Origin of the sequence: Tsukamurella tyrosinosolvens (assembly GCF_900104775.1) — a bacterium.
GTDB lineage: Bacteria > Actinomycetota > Actinomycetes > Mycobacteriales > Mycobacteriaceae > Tsukamurella > Tsukamurella tyrosinosolvens.
In genome coordinates this window covers 2822508-2837791 of the sequence record NZ_FNSA01000003.1, presented here as the reverse complement: position 1 = coordinate 2837791, position 15284 = coordinate 2822508, and the positions used below count along the sequence as shown (strand labels likewise).

At 67.3% G+C, this 15284-nt stretch carries 31 protein-coding genes; 28 read left to right on the top strand and 3 right to left on the bottom strand.

Annotated features, from left to right (window positions below):
- Positions 1-57 precede the first annotated feature (57 nt).
- The 12 genes from BLW32_RS16030 (at position 58) to BLW32_RS15980 (ending at position 4421) form a co-directional block, all read left to right on the top strand.
- Complete coding sequence (locus BLW32_RS16030) at positions 58-243, top strand: hypothetical protein (RefSeq protein WP_068742740.1); 186 nt, start codon at positions 58-60, stop codon at positions 241-243.
- Complete coding sequence (locus BLW32_RS16025; protein ID WP_139286214.1) at positions 236-463, top strand: hypothetical protein; 228 nt, start codon at positions 236-238, stop codon at positions 461-463. The genes BLW32_RS16030 and BLW32_RS16025 overlap by 8 nt, the downstream gene beginning before the upstream one ends.
- Positions 464-470: 7 nt before the next feature.
- A complete protein-coding gene (locus tag BLW32_RS16020; protein ID WP_068742742.1) occupies positions 471-1241 on the top strand; it encodes a VWA domain-containing protein in 771 nt (256 codons plus the stop codon).
- Entirely contained in the window at positions 1238-1423 is a 186-nt protein-coding gene (locus tag BLW32_RS16015; protein ID WP_068742743.1) for a hypothetical protein, read from the top strand. Before BLW32_RS16020 ends, BLW32_RS16015 begins: the two co-directional genes overlap by 4 nt.
- Before the next feature lie 44 nt (positions 1424-1467).
- Positions 1468-1767 (top strand): hypothetical protein, encoded by a 300-nt coding sequence (locus tag BLW32_RS16010; protein WP_068742744.1) that lies wholly within the window; start codon positions 1468-1470, stop codon positions 1765-1767.
- Positions 1764-1931 carry a hypothetical protein gene (locus BLW32_RS27750; RefSeq protein WP_156486428.1) on the top strand — a complete coding sequence of 56 codons (168 nt, stop codon included), beginning with the start codon at positions 1764-1766 and terminating at the stop codon, positions 1929-1931. The genes BLW32_RS16010 and BLW32_RS27750 overlap by 4 nt, the downstream gene beginning before the upstream one ends.
- A 232-nt stretch (positions 1932-2163) precedes the next feature.
- Positions 2164-2370, top strand: coding sequence for a hypothetical protein (locus tag BLW32_RS16005; RefSeq protein ID WP_068742745.1), 207 nt, complete (start codon positions 2164-2166; stop codon positions 2368-2370).
- 113 nt (positions 2371-2483) lie between these two features.
- Positions 2484-2741, top strand: coding sequence for a hypothetical protein (locus tag BLW32_RS16000; RefSeq protein ID WP_074850630.1), 258 nt, complete (start codon positions 2484-2486; stop codon positions 2739-2741).
- Complete coding sequence (locus tag BLW32_RS15995; protein ID WP_068742747.1) at positions 2738-3058, top strand: hypothetical protein; 321 nt, start codon at positions 2738-2740, stop codon at positions 3056-3058. Before BLW32_RS16000 ends, BLW32_RS15995 begins: the two co-directional genes overlap by 4 nt.
- A 233-nt stretch (positions 3059-3291) precedes the next feature.
- Positions 3292-3690 (top strand): hypothetical protein, encoded by a 399-nt coding sequence (locus BLW32_RS15990; RefSeq protein ID WP_068742748.1) that lies wholly within the window; start codon positions 3292-3294, stop codon positions 3688-3690.
- Positions 3687-4139 (top strand): hypothetical protein, encoded by a 453-nt coding sequence (locus tag BLW32_RS15985; protein ID WP_068742749.1) that lies wholly within the window; start codon positions 3687-3689, stop codon positions 4137-4139. Before BLW32_RS15990 ends, BLW32_RS15985 begins: the two co-directional genes overlap by 4 nt.
- Before the next feature lie 54 nt (positions 4140-4193).
- Positions 4194-4421 (top strand): hypothetical protein, encoded by a 228-nt coding sequence (locus BLW32_RS15980; protein WP_068742750.1) that lies wholly within the window; start codon positions 4194-4196, stop codon positions 4419-4421.
- A 10-nt stretch (positions 4422-4431) separates the two neighbouring features.
- Here the strand turns inward: BLW32_RS15980 and BLW32_RS15975 are convergent, their stop codons facing one another.
- Positions 4432-4896, bottom strand: coding sequence for a hypothetical protein (locus BLW32_RS15975; RefSeq protein WP_139286213.1), 465 nt, complete (start codon positions 4894-4896; stop codon positions 4432-4434).
- A 422-nt stretch (positions 4897-5318) separates the two neighbouring features.
- Between BLW32_RS15975 and BLW32_RS15970 the strand changes: the two genes are divergently transcribed.
- The 7 genes from BLW32_RS15970 to BLW32_RS27160 are packed head-to-tail and all read left to right on the top strand — an operon-like array spanning position 5319 to position 7304.
- Positions 5319-5570: a hypothetical protein gene (locus BLW32_RS15970; protein ID WP_068742752.1), complete on the top strand. Its 252-nt coding sequence runs from the start codon at positions 5319-5321 to the stop codon at positions 5568-5570.
- Positions 5570-5752: a hypothetical protein gene (locus BLW32_RS27165; RefSeq protein ID WP_139286212.1), complete on the top strand. Its 183-nt coding sequence runs from the start codon at positions 5570-5572 to the stop codon at positions 5750-5752. The genes BLW32_RS15970 and BLW32_RS27165 overlap by 1 nt, the downstream gene beginning before the upstream one ends.
- A gap of 15 nt (positions 5753-5767) precedes the next feature.
- A complete protein-coding gene (locus BLW32_RS15965; protein ID WP_068742753.1) occupies positions 5768-6361 on the top strand; it encodes a hypothetical protein in 594 nt (197 codons plus the stop codon).
- A gap of 33 nt (positions 6362-6394) precedes the next feature.
- A complete protein-coding gene (locus BLW32_RS27745) occupies positions 6395-6556 on the top strand; it encodes a hypothetical protein (RefSeq protein WP_156486429.1) in 162 nt (53 codons plus the stop codon).
- Complete coding sequence (locus tag BLW32_RS15960) at positions 6553-6816, top strand: hypothetical protein (RefSeq protein ID WP_068742754.1); 264 nt, start codon at positions 6553-6555, stop codon at positions 6814-6816. The genes BLW32_RS27745 and BLW32_RS15960 overlap by 4 nt, the downstream gene beginning before the upstream one ends.
- A complete protein-coding gene (locus BLW32_RS15955; protein ID WP_068742755.1) occupies positions 6813-7046 on the top strand; it encodes a hypothetical protein in 234 nt (77 codons plus the stop codon). Before BLW32_RS15960 ends, BLW32_RS15955 begins: the two co-directional genes overlap by 4 nt.
- A 30-nt stretch (positions 7047-7076) precedes the next feature.
- Positions 7077-7304 (top strand): hypothetical protein, encoded by a 228-nt coding sequence (locus BLW32_RS27160; RefSeq protein WP_068742756.1) that lies wholly within the window; start codon positions 7077-7079, stop codon positions 7302-7304.
- A 162-nt stretch (positions 7305-7466) separates the two neighbouring features.
- Here BLW32_RS27160 and BLW32_RS15950 read toward each other — a convergent pair whose 3' ends face one another.
- Positions 7467-9089 carry a serine/threonine-protein kinase gene (locus BLW32_RS15950; RefSeq protein WP_068742757.1) on the bottom strand — a complete coding sequence of 541 codons (1623 nt, stop codon included), beginning with the start codon at positions 9087-9089 and terminating at the stop codon, positions 7467-7469.
- A 287-nt stretch (positions 9090-9376) separates the two neighbouring features.
- Here BLW32_RS15950 and BLW32_RS15945 point away from each other — a divergent pair, with 287 nt between their 5' ends.
- The 8 genes from BLW32_RS15945 to BLW32_RS15915 all read left to right on the top strand — a co-directional run bounded on the left by BLW32_RS15945 (position 9377) and on the right by BLW32_RS15915 (position 12752).
- Positions 9377-9787 (top strand): hypothetical protein, encoded by a 411-nt coding sequence (locus tag BLW32_RS15945; RefSeq protein ID WP_068742758.1) that lies wholly within the window; start codon positions 9377-9379, stop codon positions 9785-9787.
- Between the two features lie 358 nt (positions 9788-10145).
- On the top strand, positions 10146-10460 hold the full coding sequence (locus tag BLW32_RS15940) for a hypothetical protein (protein WP_068742759.1): 315 nt from the start codon (positions 10146-10148) through the stop codon (positions 10458-10460).
- A gap of 28 nt (positions 10461-10488) precedes the next feature.
- Complete coding sequence (locus BLW32_RS27740) at positions 10489-10665, top strand: hypothetical protein (protein ID WP_170181031.1); 177 nt, start codon at positions 10489-10491, stop codon at positions 10663-10665.
- Positions 10666-10689: 24 nt separating this feature from the next.
- On the top strand, positions 10690-11037 hold the full coding sequence (locus BLW32_RS15935; RefSeq protein ID WP_139286211.1) for a hypothetical protein: 348 nt from the start codon (positions 10690-10692) through the stop codon (positions 11035-11037).
- A 40-nt stretch (positions 11038-11077) separates the two neighbouring features.
- Positions 11078-11281 (top strand): hypothetical protein, encoded by a 204-nt coding sequence (locus BLW32_RS27155; protein ID WP_139286210.1) that lies wholly within the window; start codon positions 11078-11080, stop codon positions 11279-11281.
- A 2-nt stretch (positions 11282-11283) separates the two neighbouring features.
- Positions 11284-11484: a hypothetical protein gene (locus tag BLW32_RS15930; protein ID WP_068742761.1), complete on the top strand. Its 201-nt coding sequence runs from the start codon at positions 11284-11286 to the stop codon at positions 11482-11484.
- Positions 11485-11486: 2 nt separating this feature from the next.
- The gene (locus BLW32_RS15925) at positions 11487-11762 is read left to right on the top strand and encodes a hypothetical protein (RefSeq protein WP_068742762.1); all 276 of its coding nucleotides are present in this window, start codon (positions 11487-11489) and stop codon (positions 11760-11762) included.
- Positions 11763-12116: 354 nt separating this feature from the next.
- Complete coding sequence (locus BLW32_RS15915; RefSeq protein ID WP_231857440.1) at positions 12117-12752, top strand: metallophosphoesterase family protein; 636 nt, start codon at positions 12117-12119, stop codon at positions 12750-12752.
- Here BLW32_RS15915 and BLW32_RS15910 read toward each other — a convergent pair.
- Positions 12749-13450, bottom strand: a complete 702-nt coding sequence (locus tag BLW32_RS15910; protein WP_068742764.1) for a helix-turn-helix domain-containing protein — start codon at positions 13448-13450, stop codon at positions 12749-12751. The genes BLW32_RS15915 and BLW32_RS15910 overlap by 4 nt on opposite strands.
- A 332-nt stretch (positions 13451-13782) precedes the next feature.
- Between BLW32_RS15910 and eccD the strand changes: the two genes are divergently transcribed.
- Positions 13783-15270: a type VII secretion integral membrane protein EccD gene (gene eccD / locus BLW32_RS15905; protein ID WP_068742765.1), complete on the top strand. Its 1488-nt coding sequence runs from the start codon at positions 13783-13785 to the stop codon at positions 15268-15270.
- Positions 15271-15284 lie beyond the last annotated feature (14 nt).

The window sequence follows — 15284 nt, the reverse complement described above, 5'->3', positions numbered from 1 at the left end:
ACGTCCGCAGGCGCGGCGGCTGTGCACGCTCGAGCCCCGAAGTCCCGAGAGAGGTAGATGATGCCGAAGTTCGTCGAAGAGCCCGGGTTTCGCGCGGCGTGCGACCGTTGCCCGGCGCTGACCGAAGCAGCGCCGAGCGAGCTCGAAGCCGAGCAGCACGCCGTCGAACAGGAGGGGTGGGGAGGACCCGACGAAACCGTCCTCCTCTGCCCGCAGTGCCGGACCGCGGTGCCGCATGGCTGAACAACACGTGGTCGTCTACTTCCCCGGCGCACATCTCATCGCAGAGGCGGTCGGGCCGTTCCGGACCGAGGCGCGGGCCGAGGAAGTGCGGACCCGCCTGGAAACCGTCGCCGACGAACGATTCGAGCAGCGCGGGGCCGCACACGCGCAGCCACAGGTCGTTCGCCTCCAGACGCTCGACGACGCACTCGAAGTCCTCGCCACCAACTACCTCAAGTAGGAGAACCATGAGCCTGTTCGGACGCCGTAGCGGCGACAGCACCACCCTCACCCCCAAGAACACCGTCGCCCTGGTCCGCGACGACGGCCCGGCCAACGACCGCGTGAGCCTGGAGAAGCGCGGCGCCGGGGTCGATCTGCTCAAGCGATACGACAAGGCCGGCGTGAGCCTGTCCAAGCGCGGACTGTCCGGAGTGCGCACCGAGGCCCTGCTCCTCCTCGATCACTCCATGTCGATGGACCGGGACTACCGCGACGGGCTCGTTCAGCAGCTCGTGGAGCGAGCTCTCGGATTCGCGCTGCAGGTCGACGGTGACGGGGTCATCCCCGTCATCCCTTTCGACTCGGGCGTTGGCGCCGAGGTCAACGTGACGGTCGAGAACTACGCGGGCATCGTCGACCGCGAGCTCTATCGCCCGAGCAAGATGGGCTCGACCAACCTCACCGCGGCGCTCAAGGAGGTCGAGGTGCTGGCCGAGAAGACCCAGGCGCCCCTGTTCGTCATCGTGGTGACGGACGGCAGCCCGGACGACCGGCGAAGTGCCACAGCTGCGGTCCGGCGGCTGTCCCAGTACGCCGTGTTCTTGAAGTTTCTCGCCATTCGCCCGGTCGACTACCTGCAGGAGCTCGACGACATGGACGGACGTCTGGTCGACAACGCCGACGCGAAGTTCCTGTCGAACCCGAGCGGCGTCAGCGACCTCGAGTTCGCGGAGGCGATGGTCGACGAGTGGGACAGCTGGATCACAGCTGCGCAGACCGCAGGGCTGCTCCGATGAGCGAGCAGAGCGCGCGGTGTGTCGACCGAATCATCGAGGACGCGCTCGAGGAGGCATTCGAGACGATCGACCGGTACCTGCGTAGCGACACGCTCACGATCGAGGACGTCGAGACCACGTTGGGCCACAACTGGGGCGAGGCGGTGTCCGAGGCCTGGGACGACTACTGCGCCGGCGACTAACCCGTTCCCCACAAGACCAACCAACCAGCCAAGAGGAGAGTCACATGAAGATCGAGTTCCACATCACCAGTACTGCCGTCGCGACCTATGACGTCGACGAGGAGGTCTTCGACGCGATCGCGGCGATCGGCAAGGTCGACATGAACGATCCGGACGCGGTCTCGGACTTCATCGCTGCGAACCTCGGAAAGCACGGGATCCCGGACAAGTACGAGCTCCTCCGCGACTATGCGAACGATTCGGGGATCGAGGACATCCACAGTCAGGGCGTCTACGGAGATGTCCCCGAGCGTTTCCAGAAGGACGACGACGATGACGACGGCGAGGAGGCGGCACTCCGATGACCGTCTCGATCGGGTCCGACGATAGCTTCGCGAAGCTCGCGCCGTGCGTCGACCATGCCGGGCACCGCTTCCGCATCGAGCCGAGCTCGTCGAATCGATCCTGCTGCGAGCGTTGCGGGCTGATCCGCACAACCCCGCCGTCCGCGCAACGGATCCGATTGTGAGCGGCCCGGTCGGTCGCCCGGCCCGCTGCTGGCTGCGGAGGCACCGGTGGAGCGGGTGGTACCCCACCACCCGTCCCGTCGGCAGACCTCCAGGGGTAACGCTCGCGCGTGTCTGCGGGCGTTGCGGGAATTTCGAGACCGACACCGCGCCTGGGCTGACGGTGCAGGCGGCAATGCACATCCACGACCACGTCGGCCGAACACGGGATCACTACCGAACCAAGGAAAGCGCATGAGCACCGACTTCAACGACGACGACCTCTACCTGGTCCAGTCCAACGGCATCACCGTCGACCCGGAGCCGATCTTCGGGAAGCTGGGCATCACCCTCTGCGTGGGGGACTCGCGGGTGTCGATGGCGCCCGATGAGGCCGAGAACTGCGCCTACGCACTACTCGCCGCCGTCCGCGCCTTCCACCTCGGGATCGAGATCCGATGAGCGGACATGCCCGCAGTGAACGGCTCCCCGTCTGGGTGCGTGCGTCAGCGTGGTGTGGACCGGCCGCGGTCGCTGTCTACCCCTTCTTGTGGGCGACCGGGGCGACGATGACGGTGGCGGCCGGACTCGGAACCTTCTTCAGTCTCGTCATCGCGGGGATGTGGGGCGTGGCGATCCTCGGCGCATTGGGAGTTGGAAAGCTCGTTACTGGCGCGGCCCTCCTAGCTGTGCTCGTGTTCTCGTTGCGTGCCGGTGTCGTGGTCGCGCTGCGCTTGATCCTGTTGCTCAGCGCGGTCTCCCGCCACCTGGCCACGTTGCCGCGTTCAGCACTGGGCGGCGGGGAGTCCGCGCTTGGGGAGGTGGCGTCATGAACGGCGTCGCGGAACACCTCAAGCGGCTGATCGAGCCGATTCTGAAGTCCGGAGGACAATTGGATGCGGCTTCGGGTATCGCGCACGATCTCGCCGCAGCGATCCTGTCGGCGGACGATCTCGTCGTCGTCAGTCGCCCCCGCGGCGGCGACCCCGACACAGCCGTGATCGCTGCTGCCCTGCGCGAGCACAACGCTCCACTCATCGGCGAGCCTGACGGGTACCCCGGCGACGAGTTCGACTGCTGCGCCGAGCAGGTCGCAGCTGCTCTTCGCATCGCTTCCGCGCAGGGCGCCGCGGAGTTGAACCGTGGCTGAGTCAGGCCCCGCGTCTCCGTCCTGGTTCGCGGCCGAGCTGACCAAGGCGACCCGAGGGGGAGAGGTCAACGTCTTCGGCGAGCGCATGGACGAAGAGGGCCCGTGCCACTGCGGCGCGCCCGGAGAACGGTACGTCGGGAAGAAGGGCTTCTGGTGCGGCGCATGTGCCTTCGCTGTGCACGACACATGCAAGTGTTCATATCCGCACGCCGACTCGACCGCAGGAGATCGACATGCCTAACGCAGCGGCCTGGTTCGTCATCGGGGCGCTCACGCTGCCATCCGCGTTCCTCCTGTTCGCCGGGGTGCAGTGGCTATGGGGAGCGCTCGGGCGTGCATGGATCGCACCCCGCGAGCTGAGCGGGAAGTCGCTCCAGGTACGCCGCAGCGTCGTGGTCATGGCCGCTCTCGAGCTCCTCGATGCCCGGCACGTGCGCATCGTCCGCCTGCCCTTCAACCGGATCGTCATCCTCCGGTCGAACCCACGCCGCCAGTACGACTGGGACTCCGACGGACTGATCCTGATCGGCGACGCCTACGAGCACGCCGACGAGGTCTTCGAGCGTGCCATCAACACCGCGCTGGACCAGCTCGGATACTCCGACGACACAGGCAGGACGACGAAGCCGTGACACCGAACACTCGCCGGCCCGCTCTGCAGACCCTCGGCAACGACTACGGCATCGGCCAAGGCGACGCTTCCGACCTACTCGGCGTCCCCGTCTCGCGACTTCGGCTCCTCCGCCGGGGTGCCGCCAGCCCGACCCCCGAGGAGGCCGACGAGCTCAATCGCCTCATCGAGGTCCTGGAAGCGCTGGCCGAGTACGTCGATGAGCCGGCGACATGGTTGACCCGGTCGCTCGTGGAAGGGTTCAACCTGCGGCCGATCGACGTCTACCGCGCCGTCGCTCCCGGTGTGCTCCTGGACCTCGCCTCCGGAGCGGTAGACGCCGCCGAGGTTCTCGACCATGAGCTTCCGAACTGGCGCAACGAGTGGCGCAGCCACTTTGAGGTCTTCACCGCTGCCGACGGAGAGCTGTCGATGCGCCCCCGGCGGTGCGCCTGCGAGGACCGCCGGTGACCGGACCGATCCCGCACCTGATCCTTCCCGCCCACCTGTAGACAGGAGAATCCCATGAACGCACCACGACTCGGCACGGTCTCCGGCGCGCGCAGCTTCCAGGCACAGTACCCCGGACGCTGCCCGGACTGCCGAGGCCAGATCACCCTGGGCGACGACGTGCACTACGACGTCGAGGGCCGCATCGTGCACGACGCCTGCCCGCTGCACCTCGACGACCTCAACGACGCCGGGACCCCGTGCCGCAACTGCTTCTTGATCCACGCCGGCGAGTGCATGTGACGTGCGACTGTCAGGGCGCGTTGCGCACTGCCTCGCCGACACCGTCGTGGGCCAGTACCGCGGACTCGACGAAGAGCAGCGCGGCCGGCAATAGGGGACTGCTGCGGTGCTCGGACGCGACTTTCTCGAGGAGTTCTTGCCGATCGCACGCAGCGGTACTGATCTCGACCGCAGCCGCGGCGCCCGCGACCACCGCGTCGGGGTGCGACAGCGCGATGGGGGCGACTTCGGCCCACGCCGGCGGCTCGCCCAGCCTGGGCGTCGTGACGATCCGGGCGCATGTCGCTGCCATCGCACCGCGGTCGGAGGTCAGGCGGTGCCGGTGCAGCAGCACGTGCGCGACGAAGGTGCCGTACGGGGTGGGCGTCTCGTCGAGGGAGCTCCAGTGGACGTCCCGCATGTCGAAGGTGATCTCGCCATCGAGGGTGCCGGAGGCGACGGCAGAGGCAATCTCGTCGAGCTGCGCGCGACCCACGGCCTCTGCGACTCGGTCAACGCTCGAGTGGAGTACCCGGAGATCGCCGGCGTGCGCTCGGGCCATGTCGGTCATCGCCACCTCGAGGAGGCGTCTCGCGCGACCTTCGGGGCGCGTCGACGTAGCGTTGCGCACATGCCGCCTCAGTGCCCTGCGCAGGGCACTGTCACGGCCGCTCGAGATTCGCGCTATGGCGGGGTCCATGGTCGGTCAGAATGCCCCGCGCCCTACAGGTTGGGTGCGGAAGGCGCGGCCAGCGGCGTTGCTCGGGGTCCGCGCCACGCTCGGGGCAGAGGGCGCTTCGGTGGCAGGCTCACCCGCACTCGCACCCCGATCGTGGAGGGAGGCCCCGTGGCCGAACATGAACACCTGAGCGCGCTGTACAGGCCGAGTTCCAACGGCGCACCGATGGAGGTCTGACCGTGCCCGCACCACAAGGGGACTACGGCCTGTTCAACGGGGGCCCGGACACCCGCACGATCGAGTTCCGCTTGCCGGACGGGGATCTTCTGTTCCAGGTGCAGACCTGGTCCGGCCCGGACAAGTGTTTCGCCGCTGCCGAATGCACCCTGTGCGGGTGGGACTTCCTCGATGAGGAGATGGAGAGGTCCCACGTCGACCTCATAGCCCGTACTCACTTCGGCAAGCACCTGGACGAGAAAGGGCTGGGCTGATGGCCGCCGAGATCACCTCCCCAATGAACGAGAGCGACCTGCGTAGAGGTCACCGTTGCTCGGACATGGCGCCGCACCGCAAATGCACCGAGGACGACCGCGAGATCACCGACGACGGCGTCTGGTTCCGCAACGCCGTCACCAGCGGGCAGTGCGCGCATCGCGTCTGCCTCGAGCCCTGACAGAGAGGCAACACCATGCAGGAAACCTACGATCTGATCGGCGGCCTTGGCGCGGCCAAGGAAGTTCTCACCCAGCCGGCCGGAGCGATCGGCCTGATCAGCTACGACGGCGATGTCCGGACCGTGTTCCTCCGGGGCTGGACGGTGGACGATCCGGACGCATACCTCGCCGATGAGCCCATCTACGCGACGGTCGAGGAGATGGTCGAGGACTCCTCCGTGACCCTCGACCGCGAGCAGGGCGAGGTTCTCGCCTGGCAGATCACCGCCGACAAGTACACGCCTCTGTGGCACTACGACGCTTCGCGCGTCGAGGTCGCGGGCAGCGATGGGGATGACAGCGACGAGCAGGCAGTCGTCGAGCGCGGAAACAACCAGGCCATCTGCGCGGCGATCGACGCGCTGCCGCCCGGCGCCGGCTTCCTCGTCGGCGGATTCTCGCCCGACTCGGACTTCATCCTGGGGTTCCGGAAGGACGGCGTCCTTCTTTCCTCCACCTGCGGCTCTTCACTCCGGGCCGAGATGCTGTCCCCGGCCGAAGACCTGTCCGACATTCCGGGCGACCCGCGCGCACAGGCCCACGTCGCGCACATCGTCGCCGGCCAGTAGTTCGTCCCCAGATCGAACGAGAAGGAGGCCGCAATGGCCAAGCTCACCATCAACGTCCCTGCCGACCGGGCAACTGAGTACCTGGAGGAGGTCGTCGGCCAGATCGAGAACGGAATGACCTCCGGGCACTGGAACGCCGCCACGAACTGGGACGTGGAGTTCGACTCCGGCGAGAACGCGGACGACCTGCGGTGAGCGCCGACACCATCGCCGGGTACACCTACCAGGCCGAGAACTACACGCCAGAGAAGCTGATCGACGTCCTGGTCGCCCAGGGGCTGGTCGATCTCGACTCCGCGGGGATGTGGAGCACGGAGCGGATCCTCGACACCCTCGCTGCGGCGCGCGGCGTCGACCGCTACGACGAGCGCAGCTTCGACAGTGGCGACTTCCCGAAGGTCATCTTCGAGAGTCAGATCACCGAGGACGACGCCGACTGGTACGAGGCGCCATGAACACGTGGCCGGGCCGCGGCGGCTGGCACACCGAGATGCAGGGCGACGTCGAGTGGCACATCGCCACAGTCGCCGGCGGGCACCGCGCGGCGGGCGTCACACGAAACGACGCCGGCGAGTGGGTGGCGCAGCTCTACGAGCGGGACGGGTGGGACGTCGAAGTGGTCGGATCCGGATACCCGTCGCTGCACGAAGCGATGATGGCGGCGGACGACGCCCGGAATCGCTGAACCGACATCGACGGAGTGAGAGGACAAGCAGTGGGCGAGAACAAGACCGCGAGCCGCGAGCCGCGGCACGTAACCCACCCGGAACGCCCAGGCCAGACGGGAACGGTGATCCGCGACGATCGGCGCAAGGCCTGGACTCCGGACGACCTGACCGCCGACGCGCCCGACGCGGGAATGGTGCGGGTTCGGTGGTCCGACAGTTTCGACCCGCAGGCACTCTTCTGGGAGTACGAGAGGGAACTGGTGGCTCAGGACTGAACTGTCCACTCCACCAGGAAAAAGGGAACGGCCCGGCATCGGAATGCCGGGCCGTTCGCCGCCCAACCCTGACCAACCACGGAGAGGATCTGGCGACAGTCTACCGCCACCGTGTTCGATACGCCAGACGCGATGAACTGCCGCGATTCTCGCGAAGAGGCTTCACGAGCTCGCCCGGTCGAGCACCTCGGCGGCCATGCTGGCCGCGGCCGCCTGACTTGTGGGACGGTCCGTGGTCACGAGCACCATGGTCGATCCGCGGGTGCCCAACGCGCGCACCGTGGTTACCGGCGCCAGACCCCCGCCGGGTGCGGGCACGGACACGATCATCGTTCGCACGGCCCCCTTGACCGTCTCGTCCACGCGCGCTGTTCCGACGCCGATCGTGGTGTTCATCCCCGGTGCGTCGGCGGCCACAGTGAAGGACTCGCACGCACCGCGCTCAGGGGGCGTAGTCGTGGGCAAGGCTCCGGGATACCGCGCGATCACGACGTGCACCTGGGACATCCTCGCCGCGCCCGCGTCCTCGAGCAGGTACTGGCTGTGGCTGGCATCGGTGGCGCCGGCAGCGATGGGGATGCGGCCGTTGGTGAACCATGCGCACTGCGCAGGGGTGATGCCCTTCGTCGGCGTGGCTACCGTGCCGGCCACGGCGGTTGTGGTTCCAGTAGGGGTTCCGCCGAACGCCTTGCCGATCTCCTCCTTCGAGGGCATCAGGTCTTCAGCCGCGAGCGCGGAAGCTGGGGCCTGTCCGCGGTTGATCAGGTAGGCGCCGCCGGCGGTAGCGGCCAGCACGGCGGTGACTACGCCGGCGCCGATCGCGAGGGCTCGCGACCGTCGGGGCCCGGCGGCGGCAGGAGTGGTGGACACCTCGGCGGCGTGGGTCGGCGCGGCGAAGTGGTGCGGCGCAATTGCCGTAGGCGCGTCGAACTGGCCGGCGGCCGCGGCCCGGAGCGCCGAGGCGAACGCACCCGCGGAGGAGAATCGGTCGTTCGGCGCCTTGGCGAGCACCTTGGCGAAGACGGCGTCGAGCCCGGCCGGCAGCGCGGAGTTCCGTGAGGTGATCGTGTCTGGTCGCCGCGTCAGGTGGGCGGTGATGGTGGCGGTCTGCGTCTTCTCGACGAAGGGCGCCGAGCCCGTCAGGAGCGCGTATGCGGTGCAACCCAGCGAGTACACGTCGGCGAGGGGGCCGGTGTCGAATCCCTCGAGGGTCTCGGGTGCCATGAAGGCCACGGTTCCCAGTGCGGTTCCGGTCTGCGTGATCGACGTGGAGTTCTGCTGCAGCTTGGCGATTCCGAAGTCGGCGAGCTTGGCCTGCGGGCGACTGCCCGCAGCCGGTGGCGCGATGAGGATGTTCGCGGGCTTGACGTCCCGGTGGACGATCGAAGCGTGCGCGTAGGCGTAGTCCAGTGCCGCGGCGACGTCCGAGACGATGTCTATGGCGTGGGGGAGCGCGACCGGACCATGCTGGGCCAGCACTGAGGCGGCATCCGGGCCCGCGACGTACTCCAGCGCCATCCACAGTCGGCCGTCTGGGGTCTGATCGCTGTCGAAGAGCCTGACGATGTTCGGATGGTCCAGACCAGCGAGGATGGATACCTCGCGCCGGAACCGCGCGGCGCCGTCTGGAGCCGCAGGCGTCATGATCTTGATCGCGCGCTGACCGCTCATCGTCGCCGTAGTGCGCGTCGCGAGGTAGACCCTGCCCATTCCGCCGACGCCGATCAGCCGTGTGATCTGGTATCCCGCGAGCTGGGGTGGAGCCTCGTCGGCGCCGGCGGTCATCGCGGCCTCGCGCTGGCGGTTCGGCGGTCGGTGAGAAGGCGGCACATGGCTGGAAGCCTACGTTGATCGAACGTGTGAACACCTCTGCGGCGCGGCATTCGAACGCACAGCGAGGACGCGACACTCGCAGGTAGGGCGCTTATCGCGTGTTCGGTCTGTCGTCGGATGTCGTCGGGAGGCGGCTGCAGGCAGCGCCCGAGAGGGATTCCAGCCTAGGTGAACGCTGGCGTGCTAGTCTCTATTTTAGAGACTAGCCGAGTGACGCCGGTCGCCGAGAGGGAGCCAGTGTGAGTGAGTCTTCGACGCAGGTCGATACGGAGAGCGACGACGCAACCGTGGAGTACGTCAAGCGGGAGGCGGGTGCGTTCGCGGCGTATGCGGTCAAGTCCCGTCTCGATGCCAAGAGCTCTGCTCTGGAGGTTGAGCGTGCTCGCGTAACCGCGCTGACCGCCGCAATCAACGATCTGCGCCGGTTTGCCCCGGTGAGCAAGCTGTCTGAGGCGCAGCTGGAGGGCTACGACCAGGCGACGAAAGACCTGGTTCTGCTTCATGCAGGTCCGGTGCTCGGAAGCCCTCGCGAAAGCGACCTCCCTCCTTTGGGGTGGGGTCGGCGCCGCGAGGAAGCGCCGCGCGCTAAGCACCTCGGCGAGCAGACGAACCAGATCCGCAATTCACCAGAAGTCGAACGAATGGAGTGAGCGATGTTCAACGAGCGCACGGCGCCACATGATCTCTGCCAGATGCTCGGGCACACGCCCGAGCCCGAGCGTATCGACGAGACTGGCGCGGACGTGAAGTGCGGCCGTTGCGGCCTCCGCTGGCACGAATCCCGTGACGGCGAATCCACGAACATCCGGTAGTCGAACGGAGAATGAGGATGGAGTCGACAGCGGCGGCGGATCGAGCTGAACACCGTCCGCGCTTGGTGCGAGAGTGCGGCGCCGGTTGGTGGTCCGATCGTCTCATCTGTGTATGTGGGCGACTGTGGCCGTGCTCGCAGATACTTCCCTCGACCAAGACCGCACTGTCCAATAGCCGAACCTGAAGAATGTAGCTATGAACACAGAAGCACGAGTTCTCACCGCCGCTGAGCATCGCGACTGGAAGAAGCTGACGGACGACTTCTCCGCTGCGCTGACGCAGGCAGCGAGCGAGCGCGAGATCCGGAGTGCGATCCTGGGATCCGGCGAGCCCGCGTGGGTCGAATACGAACGCAACGTGATGCTGTTCGCGGTGAACAACGCGCGACTGGAACGGGGCCGGCCCGTGGTCGACAGCGCCGACGTACTGCGGGTCGAGAACACCGCTGTCGGGCATGTGGACTACACCTTCAAGTTCGCACTCAGGTGCGCCGAGCTGGTCTTCCAGTAGGCGTCTGGAACTCGAAGGAGCAGCGCTGATGCCGCAGACGATCCCGAGCGTGAACCAGCTCAAGAAGGCCATCGACCCGGAGGTGTGGAAGGTGCGCTACGAAGACCTGCCCAACATCGGCGCCCAGTGGGCATGGGAGCGCCGGCGCGATTCGTCGACCAAGGCCGCCGAGCGGGTGTACGCGCTGCTCACCGCGCGTGCGTAGTCCCGGAAGCCGAAGGAGACCACGATGGCGAACGGTGCGCCCGCAACGAACGATGACTCCCAGTTCTGTTCGTACTCCATGCAGCGGTGGGAAGAGGTTGGCGGCGTCTCGGGCCCGGTGCTTATGTGCGACGTGCACAACTGGCCGGCGGCAAGCGAGGTGTACGACAGCGAACCCGGGAACGAGGTCGGACTGTGCCAGCAAGTCGACCACGAGTACCACAGAGGGCCCTTGACGTATTGGGACGACGCAGCGGCGGTTCGAGTTGAGGTGCCCGACCGCTGCGAATGCGGTGACCCGATCGAAAGGTGCTCCGTCCGCGCCTACGTGAAAGCGTTCCGAGAACATGTGTCCGCCCGAACGAAGGCTTAGCGCCACGGTTCTGACCATCCGCACAGCGAAGGAGCAACTGATGCCTAGCTTGAATCCGAACGGGGTCCGCGAGCGTGAGCGTGTGCGCGACTGGGATGGCAGCGAGGGCCTCGTGCTCGACGTGTTCGGGCACGGCGCGTACGCGACGGTGAAATTCGACGACGGATCGAAGCTCTGGAAGGCGACAGACGGGCTCACCCCGATCAGCCAGCTGGGTGCCCGTCCAGCAGTCGAAGGGAACTGACGATGGAAGACGACCTGATCCCGCCGATCGAGAACCCGGGCCCCGTCTCGGAGCGGTTTCTCGAGCCGTTCGATGCCGGCGACCCGGACGTGACCGGTCCCATGCCGGGATCGCTGCTGTCGTGCGGATGCCACGTGCGCCGTCCGGACTACGAGGCTGTTCTCTGCGACGAGCACCTCGCCGAGCTGAACGGGGGGCGATAGGCGTGGATACCTCCGGGAACTCGCGCGGTCAGAGGCAGCGTGAACAGCAGCTGCTGGACATGCTCAACGGCGGCGACTGGGCGGACCCGCCGTGGGAACGCGCGCCTGACCAGGACGACGCGACGTCGATCGCCTTCCGCGGACAACCATGCGATCTCAGCGAGTGCCACCATCCGGTCCACGCGTTCGACCATCCGCGCCGGTCACTCCGGCACCTGGAGTGGTTCAACCGAGAGCCCGTCCAATCCCTGTCGAGCAACGCCGAGGAGATGTCGTGACGCAGAGGTACCTGACGCCAGCCGCGCACGAACGCATGGCGGCGGGAACATGTCCGGAGTGCGGGTACCGCGCCGAAGAGCACTCCGACGACCCGCGGTTCTGGACGCCACGTGGGGCGAGCGGATGCAGCCTCCTCCCGAGGGGCGTGACCGAGCGCATCGAGGCCTACCTCCGCGACCGGGACATGACGCCGGAGGAGCGGGCCGCGGCTCGCGCCCGCGAACGTGAGGAACTCCGCAAGGGGTACGGCTCATAGCTGATCGCAGCCGTGTCCGAGCGCGCCACGGGCGATGCGCTTCCGTGGAGGCAGATGTACTGCGGCTCGCACGGGGCACGCGGAGAGGGGGCAGCTGATGGAGCGAGCGTTGCGGTTGTTGGTCCTGGCGGACAACACCGACGGATGGCCGACCGACGCGCATGGCCGCTGGCGCCTCGCCCAGCTCGTCACCGAGACGGCGCCGGACGCGATCATCTCCCTCGGCGACTACCAAGCCGTGCATGCCCGGGCGATGGCCGCTGCCGGCGCTCCCGCGGTGTTGGGCGTCTACGGCAACCACTGCACCGCCGACTACATGCCAGCCGCGGGCATCGTCGATCTGGTCGGCGATCGGTCTTCTCCCGCGAAGGTCGGGCAGCTCCAACTTCCCGACGGGAGCGCCCTTCGCGTGCTCGCGGTCCAGGGGTGCGTGCGCTACAAGCCGGATCTCGACGATGTCCTGTTCACGCAGAACGAGTACGCCGCCGCGCTGAGAGCCTTGCCCGGAGCCGATCTCGTGATCACGCACTGCCCACCCGCCGGCATCAACGATGCGCCCGACCCTGCGCACGTCGGGATCGTCGCTCTACGGGAGTGGGTGGACCTGCATCGACCGCGGTGGCTTCTGCACGGCCACACCTACGAGAACCCCGCTCGCCACCTCTACGGGCAGACCGAGGTGCTCTACGTGAGCGGATGCGCGGTCGTCGACCTCGAGCTCAGCGGAGCCTAGTCCCTCGAACGGTCGACCTCGGAGCGTCGACCGCGCTGGAAGCGCTCCATGTACCGCTCGACGAGTGCAGGCGAGGCGGACTCGTTCTCGCCGGCCAGCCAGCAGACGTAGTCGACCCCCGGCTCGCTGGGAGAGTAGTGCTTCGCCACGCGGACGAACTCGTCGACGATCGGCCGGATCGCCGCATGGACGGAGATCCCGGGGCTGCAGTTGTCCTCGGCGAGACGCTCGATGTACGGCAGGCAGATTCGGACAGCGCTCTGCTTGAGCCGAAGTTCGGCATTCGAGGACTCCGCTTCGGCTGACAGGGCCGAGAGTGTCGTCGCGAGCTCTTCGATGTTCTCGACGGAGACGCGCACGGGGTCGCGCGAGAACTTCGGCGGCTGGAAGACGTCCAGCGAGGCCGGCCGGGAGTTGGTCTGCGGGACGTAGTCGGGGTCGGTGAGGATCTGGCTGATCGCGCCTTCCGGCCATCCGAGCGTCTGTTCGACACGCATGAGGGTCTTCGGTGTGACCGTGCTCCGCGTGCCGTTCTCGACATCGAGGAGCAGTCGCTTGGAGAGCCCGGTCGCTCGGACGAAGTCCGGCCGCGTCCGCCATCCGAGGCTCTTACGAGCTGCGATCACCATCTCGCCCAGGTGCCGCCACGGTTCGAGTTCCGGGTCCTTCGTCGCCGGCTCTGCGTTCTCTGTGCGCACTGCTGCCTCCATGGGTTGCTTCACTCTCTGTTCGCGGGAATGCGCCCGCCTCACGCACACACTCTGCCTCATGCGTCTCAGGAATGCGTCGTCTGGGCATTCATTTGTTGTGGAGCATGTCGACCTTTCGCTAGTGCACGATTGTGAAACGTGGCTTGTCCTGCAGAGTTGCTACCATCCCGATGTCGAACTGCAAGATCGAGAAGTCTGAACAGATGTTCTGGTGCGTCGAGTAGTGCGCCATCGTGACGGGGAAGTGTGCGTTCGATTCCTCGACCGTGCGTTCGCGCCCCGGCCTGGTGTTCGGTCGAATGTCGACTACACCTGCGCGCATGACGCAACCCACCGCGGTGCTGGCGGACACCGACTTCCTCCCCGTGCTCGTGCACGCGGGCTCTTCCGCGTTCGAGATCAAGCTGCACATCCACACGCCCGTCGTCGCGCTGCTGCCTCAGCTGCGCGAGCAGTTCCTCAACGACAACCCGCCCGCGCCGACGAGGAAGTACCTCCAGGAGCGCGGAGTCGAATGGGCACTGGAGAAGGGCGCGATGCGTGAACGCATCGAACCCGAGGCGACGTTGGCTACGGCCAAGGTCAAGCCCGGTGCCGACCTGTACCTCACGCATCGGCGTCGCACCGAGGAGTACCCCACGCTCCGCGACGACACCGCTGAGGGCGCCGCGGAAGTCGGACGCGACAACTTCGCCAAGGTGGAGGAGGCGGACTCCCGCAAGCTCGCGGTCTGGGCCCTCCCGCTGGGCGTCGTCGCGCTCGGCCTGATCGGCGTCGGTGAGATCCTCGCCGGCAACACGCAGATGCGCTGGCCGTTCCTGGGCCTGCTCTCCGCCATCACGGTCCTGTGCATCGCGGTCGCGGCGGTCCTCGCCAAGAACTACACGGAGTACCGCGACGTCGGCGTCAGCATGTCGGTCGGCGCATACGCTGCGGTCTCGGCGGCCGCCCTCATCGCCGTGCCACGCGAACTCGGCGTCTGGCACCTCACCACGATCGGCGCCGCGGCCGCGACCGTCGCGCTCGTCCTCTGGTACGTCACGGACAACACGCCAGCATCGCTGCACATCGGCGTCGGATCCGCTGCTCTGATCCTCGTCGTGGTCGGCGTCCTGCACCTGCTGCTTCCTGTCTCGCCGCAGGCCACGGCCGCCCAGATCGCGTTCCTGTCGATGTCCATGATCGTCCGAGCGACCAAGCGGTCCCGAAACCTGAACAAGGTCCGCGTGAACTACATCGCGGGCGAGGGCGAGCCGGTGGACAACCGCACTGAGATCAGCGTGAAGCAGGCGTCCCGCCGTACCACCTCACACGTCGCCATCGAGTCGATGCTCAACCAGGAAGGCCGCGTCATCGCGACCATCCACACGCTGATCGGCGTCACCATCGCCAGCTCCATCACTCTCGTGGTCGCCGCGCTGGCCGGCGGGTACTTCACCCGCCAGTACGAGTGGCACATGTTCGGGCTGATCGCGAGCGCCTCCATCGTGGCGCTCGCAATGGGCCGGGGATTCGTGCCCCGCGCGCTCGCCATCCCGCTGCTGATCGCCGGCCCGGTGACCTGGGCCGCCTATCTCGTCGGACGCGCGATCTCTCCGACCGGTGCCGACACCGTCGTCCTCGCCGCCGGCACCGTGCCTCTGGTGCTCGGAGTCCTCGTCTCGTCACTGTGGGGCATCCGCAACCAGCCGATGCACTCGCCCCTGGCGAAGTTCCGGCTCGAGCTCCTGGCCCTCCTCGCCGCCGTCTCGGCCTTCCCCCTGACCCTCGTGATCATGGAGGTCTGGCCCATGGTCCGAAACCGATGACCGCCGTGCTGGCC